Source organism: Rhizobium sp. 05N49, assembly GCF_056396805.1.
Window position 1 is genome coordinate 32,621 of sequence record NZ_JBFTME010000013.1, and the last position, 14,489, is coordinate 47,109.

Sequence of the window (14,489 nt, forward strand, 5' to 3'; positions counted from 1 at the left end):
TTAACCGGCCACGCCGACCGCAACACCGCGTCCGAGTGCATTGAACACCGTCGAGACGATGCCGGCGCGGTCGAGGCCGGCATGTGCGATCATCGCCTCCGGCTTTGCCTGCTCCATCCAGATATCGGGCATCACGAGCGAGCGAACCTTCAGGCCGCGGTCGAGCAGTCCGTCCATCGCCATAAACTGCATCACCTGGCTGCCGAAGCCGCCGACAGCGCCTTCTTCGACGGTGATGAGGATTTCGTGGTGGCGGGCAAGCTGGCGGATCAAGGCGTGGTCGAGCGGCTTTGCGAAACGCGCATCGGCAACCGTCGTCGAAAGACCAGCGGCATCGAGGTCTTCCGCCGCTAGCAGACAGTCGGCAAGCCGCGTACCGAAGGAAAGAAGCGCAACCTTCGTACCTTCCTTGACGATCCGGCCCTTGCCGATCTCGAGAATCTGGCCGCGCTCGGGCATGTCGACGCCAACACCTTCGCCGCGCGGATAGCGGAACGAGATCGGGCCGGCATCATAGGCAACGGCGGTGCGCACCATATGCTTCAGTTCCGCCTCGTCAGCGGCGGCCATGACGACGAAGCCGGGCAGGGTGGCGAGGAAGGCCGTGTCGAAGGAACCCGCATGCGTCGGTCCGTCGGCGCCGACGAAACCGGCGCGGTCGATCGGGAAGCGCACTGGCAGACCCTGGATCGCCACATCATGCACAACTTGGTCATAGGCGCGCTGCAGGAAGGTGGAGTAGAGCGCTGCAAACGGCTTGAAACCTTCGGCGGCAAGGCCGGCGGCGAAAGTCACGGCATGCTGCTCGGCAATGCCGACATCGAAGCAGCGGGACGGGAAAATCTCCGCAAACTTGTCGAGGCCCGTGCCGCTTGGCATGGCGGCGGTGATGCCGACGACGCGATCGTCGAGCGTAGCTTCCTGGACCAGCGTCTCGGCAAAGACATTCGTATAGCTCGGCGCATTCGGCTTTACCTTCGCCTGTGTGCCGGTGATGACATCGAACTTATTGACGCCGTGATACTTGTCGGCTGCAGCTTCCGCCGGGGCATAACCCTTGCCCTTCTGGGTCACGACATGGATCAGCACCGGGCCATTCGCATTGTCGCGGACATTGCGCAGGACGGGCAGAAGGTGATCGAAGGAGTGACCGTCGATCGGGCCGATATGATAGAAGCCCATCTCCTCGAACATGGTGCCGCCGGTCACGTAACCGCGGGCATGCTCGACGGCGCGGGTAATGGCGCGGTCGATATTCTTGCCGAGATAGGCCGTCAGTTTCTTGCCGAAATCGCGGAAGCCCATATAGGTGCGACCGGAAGCAAGGCGGGCGAGATAAGCGCTCATTGCGCCCGTTGGCGGGGCGATCGACATATCGTTGTCATTGAGGATGACGATCAGTCGCGCATCGAGCGCGCCGGCATTGTTGAGCGCCTCATAGGCCATGCCGGCCGAAAGCGCCCCGTCACCGATAACGGCAATCACACGGCGGTCCGTCTTGTCGATATCGGCGGCGACCGCCATGCCGAGGCCGGCGGAAATCGAAGTCGAGGAATGTGCGGCACCGAAGGGATCGTATTCGCTTTCTGCCCGGCGGGTGAAGCCGGACAGGCCGTTTTCCTGGCGCAGCGTCCGGATCCGGTCGCGGCGCCCCGTCAGGATCTTGTGTGGATAACACTGGTGGCCGACATCGAAGATCAGCCGGTCGTCAGGCGTATTGAAGACGTTATGGATCGCGATCGTCAGCTCCACCACGCCAAGACCTGCGCCGAGATGCCCGCCGGTGCGGGAGACGGCGTCGATCATTTCGTCCCTGACTTCGCGTGCCAGCTGCGGCAGGTCGCGGTCCTCGAGCTTGCGCAGGTCGGCAGGATAGGTGACCTGATCGAGCAGCGGGGTCTTCGGGGATTGTGTCACGGGCGGGCGCTCTTCTTTGACTGATCGGCTTTGCTTTATTCGATTGAATTGCGGCAAAACAACTACATTTGCATAACCGCAAGATTTTCACCTTAGAGCACTTCAGCCCTCCGGCAAAGGCACGAATTCCTCTTCGTCGCCGGGGACGATATCGAAGCGGCCGGTGCGCCACTCCTCCTTGGCTTTCTCGATCCGCTCTTTCGAGGAAGATACGAAATTCCACCATATGTAGCGTTTCGAGTTGAGTGCAGCACCGCCGAACAGCATCAGATGACAGCCCTCGACGCCCGCTTCGAGCGTGATCGCATCGCCTGGCCGGAAAACGAGAAGCTGGTCTGGGGCGAACCGGTCGCCGGCTATGACGACCTCGCCCGAGAGCACATAGACCGCGCGTTCTTCATGGGCGGCGCCGAAGGGAAATTTCGCGCCCGGCTGCAGGGCGATATCCGCATAGAGCGTATCGGTGAAAACCTTCACCGGCGATTTCAGGCCTTCGAACGAGCCGATGACGACACGGCCGGTCACCCCTCCATCGTCGATAACAGGCATGTCGCCCTTTTCGGTATGGGCAAAGGAAGGATCGATCTCCTCCTTGTCGTCGGGCAGCGCCAGCCATGTCTGCAGGCCGGACATGGAGAGCGGATGGCCGCGCAGATTGTCCGGCGTGCGCTCCGAATGCACGATGCCGCGACCGGCCGTCATCAGGTTGATGTCGCCGGGTCGGATGACCTTTTCCGTTCCGAGGCTGTCGAGATGGCGGATTTCCCCGTCGAAGAGATAGGTGACGGTTGAGAGCCCGATATGCGGATGCGGCTTCACGTCCAGCGCCTCGTCCGGCTTCAGGATCGCCGGTCCCATGCGATCGAAGAAAATGAATGGCCCGACAAGCCGGCGCTGGCGCGTCGGCAGGGCACGACGCACCTGGAAGCCGCCGATATCGCTGGTGCGCGGGATGATCAGGTTTTCGATCGCATCGCAGGCGAAGGCATCGCCGGGGAGGGGATCTTTACCGGGGAAGAAGGACATGGCGCACTCCGATCACAAAGGCCTGGAGCCACAGATAGCGTCTGCCGGTCTGTGGCGAAAGGGTCAGTTTGTCAGATAGCGGCGAAGCGCTCAGATCGCCGTGAAGCCATTGTCCACGAAAAGATGCGCCCCATTGACGAAGATCGATTCATCGCTGGCAAGATAGAGCGCCGCACGGGCGACATCCTCTGGTTCGCCGATCCGGCCCTGCTGCGCGGCAATCGCTGCGTCCGAAACTTCGACGCCATGCGCCTGCAATTCCTTCACTTCGCGCAAGCCGTGTGGTGTGCGGATGAAGCCGGGGCAGACGGCATTGCAGCGGATGTTGCGGTCCCGGAATTCGACCGCGATGGCGCGCGCAAACATATGCACCGCGCCCTTCGTCGTATCGTAGAGCACTTCCATCGGCGTGGCGGCAACCGCCGAGATCGAGGAAGTGCAGACGATCGATCCGCCGCCGGCTTCGATCATTTTGGGCAGTACGGCCCTGGTCATCAAAAACATCGAGCGCACGTTGACGGCGTGCAGCCAATCCCATTCCTGCAGCGTGGTTTCCAGGAACGGCTTGATGACGATCGTGCCGGCATGATTGAAAAGCACGGTCACCGGCCCGTAGCGTTCCTCGACGCCGGCGACCGCGGCATTGACGGCTGCCTCTTCGGAGACGTCGGCCGTCCAGTAATCGGCTTCGCCACCCGCAGTGCGGATTTCATCGACGGTTTTCGCTGCCGCCTCGCCATTGCGATCGATGATGGCGACGCGCGCGCCCTCAGCCGCAAAGAGCTTCGAGGCAGCGCCGCCCATGCCGGTCGCGCCACCCGAGATAATGGCGACCTTGCCCTTCAATCTGTCCGTCATCTTGCTGTTCCCTTGATATCTATCGAGGGATCATAGATCGGTCAGAAGCCGGTCGCCAAGTGTCTTGAAAGGGAGTTTCGGTACGCGTCTCAGGCGCCGTCGAGCGGTTCCACGCCCTGCGGTTTTCCGGCGCGGTCGAGGCGGATCTTCTCGATGCGGTTTTCGGCGGCCGAAAGCAGCGTCTCGCAATGCTTCTTCAGGGCTTCGCCGCGCTCGTAGATCTCGATGGATTCATCCAGCGCCACGTCGCCGCGTTCGAGGCGCGCAACGATGCTTTCGAGTTCGGCAACCGCCTTTTCGAAGGAAAGGCCGGAAACCTCCGGCTTGGCGCTGTCAGTCATTCTCAACCCTTCATCATTCTCAGAATATGCATGCCCGCCGATTCGGCGAGTCCTTCAAGATCATACCCGCCTTCGAGCAGGCTGACGACCCGGTTATTGGCACTACGGTCGGCAACTTCGAGAAGCCGGCCTGTTGCCCAGTCGAAATCCTCGCCTGTCAGGTTTATCTGCGCCAGTGGATCGCGGTGATGCGCGTCGAACCCGGCAGAGATGATGATGAGGTCGGGCCGGAAATCGGTAAGCGCCGGAAGCACGCGCGACTTGAAGGCCTCGCGAAAATGATCGCTGCCGACATTGGGCGAAAGCGGCGCATTGACGATGGTGCCATGCGCGCCGTTCTCGTCCTTTGCCCCCGTGCCGGGATAGAGTGGCATCTGGTGGGTGGAGCAGAAAAGCACGGAAGGATCGTCCCAGAAAATATCCTGCGTGCCGTTCCCATGGTGCACGTCCCAATCGACGATGGCCACACGTTCTGCGCCATGCGCCTTCTGCGCATGGCGGGCGGCAATCGCCGCATTGTTGAAGAAGCAGAAGCCCATGGCGGTCATCTTCTCGGCGTGATGTCCCGGCGGGCGGGCGGCAACGAACACATTGTCCGCCTTGCCGCGGAACACGTCGTCGACGGCGGCCATCGCCCCGCCGATGCCGGTCAGCGCCGCCTGCAGGCTCTTCTGGCTGGCATAGGTATCGGCTTCGAGCTGGTTGATCTTGTCTTCTTCTTCCGGGATCTGCCGCATGACGGCGATCAGATGCTCTTCCGGATGGGCAAGCAGCACCGCATCCTCGTTTGCCTGAGGGGCTTGCTTGCGGTCCAGCCGCTCGAAGTTCGGATGCTCCAGCGCCACATTCAGCGCACGGATACGGTCGGAGCGCTCGGGATGGCCAGACGGCGTCACGTGCTCGAGAAAGATGGGATGTTCGTAAAGACGGGTGCTCATGTCGGCACTCTATCGGTCGTATATGTCATGATCCACACGAGATGGGGCACTGCCTGCCGATTTCAACAAGCCGCATAGCCGCAGTTAAGAGCCATGTGCCGGCGTTTACGCTATTTTAATTGTTTCGTTTACATCGCCGGACCCCGTGCTAGGGTCACAGTGATAACCTGCAAGGCAGACCAGTAAATGAGTAAGACGAACCGCCCGGACATGGTGGAATTGCGTGTGCCGTTTCGCGATGTCGATATGAACGGCCAGATGTTTCTGGCCTCCTATATTTCCTATGCGGAATCCGTACTTGCAGGTTTCTGGTCATTGAGACCCGGCGTAGAAGACGAGCCTGTTTACACTGCTGCCAAGGTGTCCTGCATCCTTCACCGGCCACTGCACTATCACGAGACGGTAACCTTCACTGCCGGCGTCGATAAGATCGGCGTCCGTTCCATCGGCTTCCTTATCGCTGCCGAGATCGAAGACGAGCGTGCCGCCGAAGTTGAGATCACCTGGCAGGCACGCAGCCGTGAGGACGGCGAGCCGGTCACGCTCCCCGAAGAGACGCGCGACTGGCTCTATGGCTTCCTGGATTAGGCGCGAACCGGCAGCAACGGATAGCCGACCATAACAGCCCGGCCAACAAGGGCCGCTACGAAGGCCTTGAGGACGTCCCCAGGGACGTAGAAAAGGCTGCCGAGGAAGGCCTTCTGCAAGGTGACATCGGCCACGATAGCCGCAAAGACAATGCCAAATGGATAGAGCACGAAGATGCCGCCGATGACGGCAGCAAGGAAAAAGCTCACCGTCTGCACGAGGCCTGACTGTCCGGCGTTGACCAGCCGCTCGCTGAGGAAGCCTGTAACAAAAGCAGCGAACACCCAGCCATACAGGAAACCTGAGGTAGGGGCGACAAGGGCCGTCATTCCGCCGCGGCCGCCCGAAAGCACCGGTAGATTCATTGCGACAAGCGCAATTACAATAAGCACTGCAATAGAGCCACGTTTTGCGCCAAGGACGACGCCTGCCATCATCACGCCGAGCGATTGTGCCGTAATCGGAACTGCGACAATACCGACATAAATAGGCGGCAACAGGCCGAGGGCCACGATGATCGCGGCGAAAAGAGCGGTAAGAACGAGGTCGCGCGTGCTCATCGTGATCTCCAATTCACAAAACGTTAACTGACATGCCGTCGAATGCCGCGTGCGTCAATTGCCGCAGCAACATTATCCGCATCCCTCAGCGTTAAAATGATGAGCGGGGTAAGGATCGTCGTCGGTCGTACTTTCAGCCCGCGAGCCGCATGTGCCTCGCTGATCGCATGGTAACGGGCAATGATCTCGGGCACGAAACGCAGCACGAGACCGACCGCCAAACCAACATCAGTGGCCTTCACCCAGCCGATGCGTTCCAGTGGCCGCACAAGCGTCGTTATCTCGTCCATGAACTGGGCGATCGTCGTTGTGGCCGTCACGGCGGCGGCAAACAGCATCAGCGCAGTCAGCCGTAGCAACGTTGCCAAAGCTTGATGCCACGGATTAACAATAAAGGTGACGAGCGACACGAACGCGATTGTCAGGAAGATCGGTTTCAGCCGAGCGGCTGATTCCTTCTTCGGCATGCCGACGCTGCGATAGGCGAGCACGGTCAGCAGCATGACGACTGCGAGCAGCGGAATATTGTTGCTGATGAACAGCACTAAGCCGAGCAGGAAGAGCGAAAAGATCTTTGCGCGAGGCGAAAGCCGGTGCAGGGCGCTGTTGCCTTCGAGATAAAGTGACTGCATCAGGCCGCAAGCTCCCTGTAGTGGGCGATCGCTTCTGCTGCCGGCGCATCAGCGGCCAGCTTGCCTTCGTGGAACAGCAGCACCCGCTCGAAACCTGAAATCAATTCAAGATCATGGGTGATGACGACGACATTTTCTTCGAGCCCGTCGATGGTCTTCTGCACCAGAGCGCGGTTGCGCAGGTCGAGCTGGTTGGTAGGCTCGTCGAGGATAAGGATATCGGGACCGGTGGCCAGCACCGAGCAAAGCGCCGCAATCTGCAGCTCGCCGCCCGAAAGCTCATGCGCCCGGCGAGGAGCCAGTTCCTCGGCGTTGAACCGGGCGAGCACCAGCTCGACCTTTTTCTCGATCTCCGCCTTTGTCAGGCCTCGGCCTTTCAGTCCGAAAGCGATGTCGTCCCTGACGATCGGCAGGATGATCTGGTTCTGCGGCGACTGGAAGATGAAGCCGACTTCGGCAAGCGCCGTCTTCTCGTCACGCGTATCCCGTCCATTGACGATGACCTTGCCCGTGGTGGGTTTCATGAGCCCATTGACCATCCGCGCGAAAGTGGTCTTGCCGGAGCCATTGAGCCCGATGACGCCGAGGCGATTTTCGGTGAGAGACAGCGTCAGCGGCTCGACCGCTACCCTTGCTCCGAAACTGGCGCCTGCGCTCTCGAAACGAATATTCAATTCTGGTCCCCGTGTTTGAATTCCCGCTTTTATAGAGCGCTGATGACCCGATAAAGGATCAAAATCAAATCGGCTGGAATATCGTATCGGGTGGCTAGGAAGATTTTCCGCGCTATGATGGCTGGATGACGAATCTGCTCTCCAATTCCGATGCCCGCCGTATCTTTCTCGCCAAGCAAGGTCTGAGCGCGCCTCCGAACCGCGCGTTGACCAAGGCCGGCCTGCTGGACCTCATTCATGATCTCGGCTTCGTGCAGGTGGACAGCATCCAGACGGTGGAGCGCGCCCATCACCAGATTCTCTTTTCCCGCAACCAGACCTACCGGCGCGAACACTTGACCGCGCTGTTGGAGAAGGATGGCTCGCTCTTCGAGCACTGGACGCACGATGCCTCCATCCTGCCCAGCGCCTTCTTCAAATATTGGAAGCACAAGTTCCTCGACGAGGAGAAGGCAATCATCGAGCGCTGGCGCAAATGGCGTGGCGAAGGCTTCGAAGCCTCCTTCGAGGAGACCTTTGAACGGGTGGCAAAGAACGGCGCGATCCTGGCGCGCGACATGAAGGCGGACGGGCATGTTTCCGGCGGCTGGTGGAACTGGCACCCGAACAAGACGGCGCTCGAATATTTCTGGCGCACCGGCAAATTCGCGATCGCCGGCCGCTCCAATTTCCAGAAGATCTATGATCTCGCCGAACGCGTCATCCCTGCCGAATTCCACGAACCGGTGGTAAGCCGCGAGGAGTTCGTCGACTGGGCTTGTCGCAGCGCGCTTGCCCGTCTCGGCTTTGCCACGCACGGCGAAATCGCAGCCTTCTGGGATCTGCTCTCGCCGGATGAGGCGAAGGCATGGGTGGCTGATCATCGGGATGAATTGATCGAGGTGCTGATTGAACCGGCCCTTGGCGGCAAGCCACGTTCCTCCTGGGCTTCAGCCGATTTCCTTGGCACGCTCGATGACTATCCGGAAGCGCCGCCACGGATCCGGGTGCTCAGCCCGTTTGACCCGATGATCCGGGACAGAAACCGGACAGAGCGACTGTTCGGTTTCTTCTACCGCATCGAAATCTTCGTCCCGGAGCCGAAGCGCGAATATGGCTACTACGTGTTTCCGCTCCTGGAAGGCGACAGGCTCATCGGCCGTATCGACATGAAGGCAGACCGCAAGAACGGCACGCTGGACGTCAAAAGGCTATGGCTGGAACCGCGTGTCAAGGCATCCGCCGGGCGGCTCGAAAAGCTCGAGGCAGAACTGGAGCGTCTGGCGCGTTTCGCCGGCGTGGAGAAAGTCGTCTATCTGGACGGCTGGAAAGGATGATCCCTTCTCCTTGAGAGCAGAAGGGATCGCCGGTCAGCAGATCTCGGTGGTGGAAATCTTGATGCCGAAACCTTCCAGGCCGACATAGTGCCGCTCGCGGCTGGTCAGAAGCTTGATGGAGCTGACGCCAAGATCCTTCAGAATCTGTGCGCCGAGGCCGATTTCAAGCCATTCGCTATCGCGTGTCTGTGCCTCGACATGGGCCTCGCGGCCCTGATTGCGGGCCTTGCGGCCATTGTCGTAATGGCCGACGCCGACGGAGCCTTCACGTAGGTAGACGATGACGCCACGGCCCTGTTCGGCGATCTTCTGCATGTAGAAGTCGACCGGTTTGCGCTTGCCGAACAGGTCGTCGGCGACGTTTTCCGGATGCAGACGCACCGGAATATCGACGCCATCCCTGATATCGCCGAAGACGACGGCAAGATGCTGCATCGGATCCCAGGGTAGCGAATAGGTATGCGCCTTGGCCTTGCCGAACGGTGTTTCGATATCGAAGCTCGAGCCGAGCTCGATCAGTGTTTCCTTGCGCTGGCGATAGGCGATGAGGTCGGCGACCGACAGAAGCTTCAGCCCGTGTTGCTCGGCGAAATCCACGACCTGCGGGCCGCGCGTCACCGTGCCGTCGTCATTGACGAGTTCGGAGATGACGCCGATCGGCGGCAGGCCGGCAAGCTTGCAGAGATCGACTGCCGCTTCCGTATGGCCGGAGCGCATCAGCACGCCGCCTTCGCGGGAGACCAGCGGGAAAATATGGCCCGGCCGGACGAAGTCCGACGCGCCGACATTCGGGTTGGCAAGGTTGCGTACTGTCAGCGTGCGGTCGTCGGCGGAAATGCCCGTCGTCGTGCCGTGCTTGAAGTCGACGGAAACGGTGAAGGCGGTGGTGTGGGCAGAATCGTTTTCCGCCACCATCGCGTTGAGGTTCAGTCGCTTGGCCTCTTCCTTCGGCATCGGCGCGCAGACGATGCCCGACGTGTGGCGCACGATGAAAGCCATCTTTTCCGGCGTCGCGTGCACGGCAGCGACGATCAGGTCGCCCTCGTTTTCACGATCATTGTCATCCATGACGACGACGATCTCGCCGGCTTCGAAAGCCCTGATAGCATCGACAACACGCTTCTGGTCATAAGGCATGGGACAAGTCCTATTTCAGCCGGCCGGTCTGGCCGCGGTCGCGAAGATAGTGGTCGGCAATGGCGCAGGCGATCATCGCCTCGCCGATCGGCACGGCACGGATGCCGACGCAGGGGTCATGACGGCCCTTGGTGCGGATATCGACATTCTTGCCGTCTGCATCGATCGACTGCCGTTCGGTGAGAATGGATGACGTCGGCTTGACGGCGAAGCGGGCAATAACCGGCTGGCCGGTCGAAATGCCACCGAGAATGCCGCCGGCATTGTTGGACAGGAAAATCGGCTTGCCGTCATTGCCCATACGCATCTCATCGGCATTGTCCTCGCCACTCGTTTCGGCGGCAGCAAAACCGTTGCCGATTTCTACGCCCTTCACGGCATTGATCGACATCAGCAGCGAAGCGATATCCTGGTCGAGCTTGCTGTAGATCGGTGCGCCGAGGCCGGCCGGCACGCCTTCGGCAATCACCTCGACGACGGCGCCGATCGAAGAGCCGGCCTTGCGGATGCCGTCGAGATACTCTTCCCAGACGGGCACGATCTCGGCATCGGGAGAGAAGAACGGGTTCTGCCCGACCTGATCCCAGTCCCAGTTGGCGCGGTTGATCTTGTGCTTGCCGATCTGCACCAGCGCGCCACGGATGGTGACACCGGGCACGACGAGCCGGGCAATGCCGCCTGCCGCAACGCGGGCAGCGGTCTCGCGGGCAGAGGACCGGCCGCCGCCACGATAATCGCGGATGCCGTATTTCGTATCATAGGTATAGTCGGCGTGGCCGGGGCGATACTGCCGGGCGATCTCGCCGTAATCCTTGGAGCGCTGGTCGGTATTTTCGATCAGCATGGAGATCGGCGTGCCGGTCGTAATCATCGTCTCGCCGTCGGCATCCATCATCACGCCCGAGAGAACCTTTACCAGGTCGTCTTCGCGCCGCTGGGTGACGAAACGGCTCTGGCCGGGCTTGCGCTTGTCGAGCCAGACCTGCAGGTCCTCCAGCTTGAAGCGCAGTCCCGGAGGGCAGCCGTCGACGACGGCGCCGAGCGCCGGCCCGTGGCTTTCGCCCCAGGTGGTTACACGGAAGAGATGACCGAATGTATTGTGCGACATGTGTTCCCGCCGGATGCGCGGAGCCAGTCGTCACCGGCCGCGCCATTACTCAAAAAGGCGCGACACTCATAGGCCAAAAAACCGTTCAGGCAAAAGCCTTTCTTTGCGCCTGATGGTGCGATCGTGGAAATGGTATTTCGGAAGTTTGCCTTCGTGCGTCCGAATGGATGCACAGCGCTCTAGGATGCCAGCAGCCAGGCCGTGCCGCGCGCCTCGATGGCGAAATCATCGAAGGAGAGAGGGCGTGCGAAGGCGTAACCCTGCAGGAGATCGCAGCCGAGATCGCGCAGCAATTCTGCGTGGGCGAGCGTCTCGACGCCCTCGGCCACTGTCTCCACGCCGAGCGAGCGGGCGATTTCGATGATGGAACTGACGAGCGCGCGCTCCTGCGAGGAGGCGACGATCGGCTTTACGAGCTGCCGGTCGATCTTCAGCCGTTTCGGCTTGAGCTTGAGCAGCGACACGATCGACGTATGACCGGTACCGAAATCGTCGATTTCGATATCGATGCCGAGTGCCTTGATCCGTTCGAGATTATGCGAAACCACGTCYTCGCTTTCATCGAGGAAAATGGATTCCACCAGCTCGAAGGAAATTTCGCCTGGACGGATCTGCAGGCCTCCGAGCGATTCCAGAAGGCTGCCGTCATGCAGGCGCCGTGCCGAAACGTTGACGGAGATTTTCGGTATGAAGATGCCCTGTGCCGCCCAGCGCATCTTGTCGCGCAGCGCGGTCTCCAGGACGATGCGGTCGAGCGTCTGGACGACATTGATCTCGTCGGCAATGCGCAGGAACTTGTCCGGCGTGAGCAAGCCCCTGGAGGGATGGCGCCAGCGCACCAGCGCCTCGACACCGGTCAGCTTCATCGTACGGGCGCTGAACTGCGGCTGGTACCAGGCGGTGAACTCGCCGTTGTCGATCCCGGCGAGGATTTCATCAGCCGTGCGTTTATTGTTGATGATGTCGGCCTGCAGATTGTGGTTGAAAAATTCGAAGCGATTGCGGCCGAGGCTCTTGGCCCGGTAGAGCGCGATATCGGCATTGATCAGGACCTTGCGGGCGTCGACATGGATGCCGTTCGCCAGCGCAATGCCGATCGATACGCCACAGCGGCAGGGAAAGCCCTGGAAATCGATCGGCTGGCGCATTTCCTCGATGACGCGGCCGGCAAGCTCCGCCATCTCCTTATCGCCCACGTCGAAGGAGAGGATGACGAACTCATCGCCGCCGATACGCGCAACGACATCGCTGTCGCGCAGGCTTCTTGAAAGTACGCGTGAGGCATGCACCAGCATCGCGTCGCCTGCGGCATGCCCAAGCGTGTCGTTGATTTCCTTGAAGCGGTCGAGGTCGATATGCAGGATCGCAAATTTCTGCCGCTCGCCGCGGCCGGCATCCGTCAGGTTTTCCAGCGCGATATCAAGCTTGCGGCGATTGGCGAGCGAGGTCAGCGGATCGTGCAGGGAGTTGTGCTCGATCCTGTTCTTGGCGAGTTCCAGCTCGATGTTTTTGGTGATCGCCTCATCCTTCGCCGCCTTGAGGCGCAGCGTCATCAACGCATCCTCGGTCGAATCGAAGGCGATGCCGATGATCTTCATCTCGCCGGCCGGCGTACGATGCACCTTGCCGACGGAACGCACGTAGCGCAGGCCGCCATTTTCATCCGGCACGCGGCAGACGAGCGTATGGGTGTCTCCGACCTGCTTGAAATGGCGGGCGCTTTCGAGCGCCAGTCCGCGATCATCGGGGTGGATGCAGGAGAGCCAGGCATCTTCGGTCACGAAGGCATTGCTCTGCTTCAATCCGTAGAGCTCGTGCATACGCTCGTCCCAGATCGAGCCGCGCTTGCCGAGAATGGCTTCCCAGATGCCGCATTGATAGGAATCGAGCGCGAGGTCGAGCTTGCCGGAGAGTTCGGAAAGCTCCGCCTCGCGGCTCGAAAGTTCTTCCAGCGCGAGTTCCAGCTCGGCATTCTTGAGCTCGCTCGTTTCCTTGGCAAGGCGAAGCGTGTTGGTGACTTCCGCATCGGCTGTCACATCCCAGACGATGCCGATTGTTTTTCCCGTGCCACCGGCATCCGTATAGAAGGCGCCGATGGAGCGCAGGTGGCGGATCCGGCCGTCTTCCCGCATTACCCTGTACTGCGCGGTGCAGGCTTCTCCCGCGATGCTGCAGCCGAAGAAATGAACCTCGGCGATTTCGCGGTCTTCGGGCACGATCGTCGAAAGCCACACTTCCAGCGGCCGGCTGCCTTCGATCGACTTGAGGCCGTGAAGGGTGGATGCACGTGCGTCCCAGGAAAGGTTGGTGGCGTTCTCCTGCAACTCCCATATGCCGATGCGCGAAGATTCCAGCGCCAGGTTAAGGCGCTGCGACAGTTCGAGAAGTTTGGCTTCGCGGGCCTCGAGCTGCGTGATGTTGCGGTTGCGTTCGCCAAGCAGCAGGGTCGCGAAGAAGATCGGGATGATGATCACGCAGCCCGCGGCGACGATGATCAATCGCAGTTCATGCCGATTGCCGGGAACCGCGTGCCAGCCGTCGTTCGGCACTGCCGCCAGTTCCCATCGCCCGCCCGCGAAGCTCATCTTGCGGCGGAGCGGGTCCTTTTCGTAAATATTGGCGGGGCCGAAGAAGGGCGCGGCCGTCTCATTCGGAATGCCGATGTCGCGCACCGCGATCGACAGATGGTCGAGATGCGGATAGCGCTCCTGATTTTCGCTGTTGCGCGCTGGCATCAGGCCGGTCGACTCGTAGAACATGTTTTGGTCTATGACCACCTCGACCGCGCCCCAGATGCGGCGCTGGCCGTTCTGTTTGACGAAAACCGGAAAGAAGATCGCGAAGGCGTTTTCTGCATCCGTCGTCTTGAAGGGGCCGTAGAAGCGTGCGGACTGGTCGCCGGCATTGCGGCTGATCGACATGCGCTCCATCAGCCGCTCGCGCACATCCTTGCCGATTCGGTCCTTGTCGGATTGCGCCGGATAGACCGATTTGACGATGAAATCAGGCGCGAGCGCAATATTGATGAAATGCGGGTTCTGGATCAGCAGCCAGTTGATCTGCCGCTCCATCTCCGCCTCGTTCGTCTGCGTGCTGAGCGAGATCAGGTTGGAAAGGTCGCGGACGGCGGTAATATCCATATTGATCTGCGCCATCACGCGGGCACGGATCAGGTTGGTCTCGTTTTCAGTACGGATGTGCAGCTCGCGCAGATAGGCAGCAGTATTCGCGCGGTCGAGTGCAAAGCCGACGGCAATAACGACGATGGCCACGATGGCGGAAACCAGCAGAGAGACGCGCGTATTCTTCAGAACACGCCGCAGCTGGTTGCCGTTGCTCAGCCGGAATTGCAAATCACACACCCCTACATTCGCGCCGACTTTAGGGGGCAGGG

The 14,489-nt window shown here is 60.7% G+C and carries 13 protein-coding genes; 2 read left to right on the plus strand and 11 right to left on the minus strand.

Annotation, left to right across the window (positions count from 1 at the left end; translation table 11 throughout):
- The 5 genes from dxs to AC1DF8_RS23740 all read right to left on the minus strand — a co-directional run bounded on the left by dxs (position 1) and on the right by AC1DF8_RS23740 (position 5,080).
- Entirely contained in the window at positions 1-1,917 is a 1,917-nt protein-coding gene (gene dxs / locus AC1DF8_RS23720; RefSeq protein ID WP_112971084.1) for a 1-deoxy-D-xylulose-5-phosphate synthase, read from the minus strand.
- Positions 1,918-2,019: 102 nt separating this feature from the next.
- Entirely contained in the window at positions 2,020-2,943 is a 924-nt protein-coding gene (locus tag AC1DF8_RS23725; protein ID WP_113145799.1) for a pirin family protein, read from the minus strand.
- A 90-nt stretch (positions 2,944-3,033) separates the two neighbouring features.
- Entirely contained in the window at positions 3,034-3,801 is a 768-nt protein-coding gene (locus tag AC1DF8_RS23730; RefSeq protein ID WP_478155304.1) for an SDR family NAD(P)-dependent oxidoreductase, read from the minus strand.
- 89 nt (positions 3,802-3,890) lie between these two features.
- A complete protein-coding gene (locus tag AC1DF8_RS23735; protein ID WP_003545921.1) occupies positions 3,891-4,142 on the minus strand; it encodes an exodeoxyribonuclease VII small subunit in 252 nt (83 codons plus the stop codon).
- Between the two features lie 2 nt (positions 4,143-4,144).
- A complete protein-coding gene (locus AC1DF8_RS23740) occupies positions 4,145-5,080 on the minus strand; it encodes a histone deacetylase family protein (protein WP_112542932.1) in 936 nt (311 codons plus the stop codon).
- 186 nt (positions 5,081-5,266) lie between these two features.
- Here AC1DF8_RS23740 and AC1DF8_RS23745 point away from each other — a divergent pair, with 186 nt between their 5' ends.
- Positions 5,267-5,668, plus strand: a complete 402-nt coding sequence (locus AC1DF8_RS23745; protein WP_113116295.1) for a hotdog domain-containing protein — start codon at positions 5,267-5,269, stop codon at positions 5,666-5,668.
- Here AC1DF8_RS23745 and AC1DF8_RS23750 read toward each other — a convergent pair.
- Genes AC1DF8_RS23750 through AC1DF8_RS23760 form a run of 3 tightly spaced genes read right to left on the minus strand, consistent with a single transcriptional unit; the run spans position 5,665 to position 7,534 of the window.
- Complete coding sequence (locus AC1DF8_RS23750; protein WP_112542934.1) at positions 5,665-6,228, minus strand: biotin transporter BioY; 564 nt, start codon at positions 6,226-6,228, stop codon at positions 5,665-5,667. The genes AC1DF8_RS23745 and AC1DF8_RS23750 overlap by 4 nt on opposite strands.
- A 23-nt stretch (positions 6,229-6,251) precedes the next feature.
- Positions 6,252-6,860, minus strand: a complete 609-nt coding sequence (locus AC1DF8_RS23755) for an energy-coupling factor transporter transmembrane component T family protein (RefSeq protein WP_478155305.1) — start codon at positions 6,858-6,860, stop codon at positions 6,252-6,254.
- The gene (locus AC1DF8_RS23760; protein ID WP_112542936.1) at positions 6,860-7,534 is read right to left on the minus strand and encodes an energy-coupling factor ABC transporter ATP-binding protein; all 675 of its coding nucleotides are present in this window, start codon (positions 7,532-7,534) and stop codon (positions 6,860-6,862) included. The genes AC1DF8_RS23755 and AC1DF8_RS23760 overlap by 1 nt, the downstream gene beginning before the upstream one ends.
- Positions 7,535-7,659: 125 nt before the next feature.
- Here AC1DF8_RS23760 and AC1DF8_RS23765 point away from each other — a divergent pair, with 125 nt between their 5' ends.
- Positions 7,660-8,850, plus strand: a complete 1,191-nt coding sequence (locus AC1DF8_RS23765) for a winged helix-turn-helix domain-containing protein (protein ID WP_478155306.1) — start codon at positions 7,660-7,662, stop codon at positions 8,848-8,850.
- A 33-nt stretch (positions 8,851-8,883) separates the two neighbouring features.
- Here the strand turns inward: AC1DF8_RS23765 and ribB are convergent, their stop codons facing one another.
- The 3 genes from ribB to AC1DF8_RS23780 form a co-directional block, all read right to left on the minus strand.
- Entirely contained in the window at positions 8,884-9,987 is a 1,104-nt protein-coding gene (ribB, locus tag AC1DF8_RS23770) for a 3,4-dihydroxy-2-butanone-4-phosphate synthase (RefSeq protein ID WP_112971078.1), read from the minus strand.
- A gap of 10 nt (positions 9,988-9,997) precedes the next feature.
- Positions 9,998-11,095: a chorismate synthase gene (gene aroC, locus AC1DF8_RS23775; RefSeq protein WP_112971077.1), complete on the minus strand. Its 1,098-nt coding sequence runs from the start codon at positions 11,093-11,095 to the stop codon at positions 9,998-10,000.
- A gap of 179 nt (positions 11,096-11,274) precedes the next feature.
- Positions 11,275-14,448, minus strand: coding sequence for a bifunctional diguanylate cyclase/phosphodiesterase (locus AC1DF8_RS23780; protein WP_478155307.1), 3,174 nt, complete (start codon positions 14,446-14,448; stop codon positions 11,275-11,277).
- Between the last annotated feature and the right edge of the window lie 41 nt (positions 14,449-14,489).

Coding starts and splice junctions, on each gene's coding strand:
- AC1DF8_RS23725 (WP_113145799.1), bottom strand. CDS start 2,943: ATGTCCTTCTTCCCCGGTAAAGATCCCCTCCCCGGCGATGCCTTCGCC.
- AC1DF8_RS23730 (WP_478155304.1), bottom strand. CDS start 3,801: ATGACGGACAGATTGAAGGGCAAGGTCGCCATTATCTCGGGTGGCGCG.
- AC1DF8_RS23735 (WP_003545921.1), bottom strand. CDS start 4,142: ATGACTGACAGCGCCAAGCCGGAGGTTTCCGGCCTTTCCTTCGAAAAG.
- AC1DF8_RS23740 (WP_112542932.1), bottom strand. CDS start 5,080: ATGAGCACCCGTCTTTACGAACATCCCATCTTTCTCGAGCACGTGACG.
- AC1DF8_RS23745 (WP_113116295.1), top strand. CDS start 5,267: ATGAGTAAGACGAACCGCCCGGACATGGTGGAATTGCGTGTGCCGTTT.
- AC1DF8_RS23750 (WP_112542934.1), bottom strand. CDS start 6,228: ATGAGCACGCGCGACCTCGTTCTTACCGCTCTTTTCGCCGCGATCATC.
- AC1DF8_RS23755 (WP_478155305.1), bottom strand. CDS start 6,860: ATGCAGTCACTTTATCTCGAAGGCAACAGCGCCCTGCACCGGCTTTCG.
- AC1DF8_RS23765 (WP_478155306.1), top strand. CDS start 7,660: ATGACGAATCTGCTCTCCAATTCCGATGCCCGCCGTATCTTTCTCGCC.
- ribB (WP_112971078.1), bottom strand. CDS start 9,987: ATGCCTTATGACCAGAAGCGTGTTGTCGATGCTATCAGGGCTTTCGAA.
- aroC (WP_112971077.1), bottom strand. CDS start 11,095: ATGTCGCACAATACATTCGGTCATCTCTTCCGTGTAACCACCTGGGGC.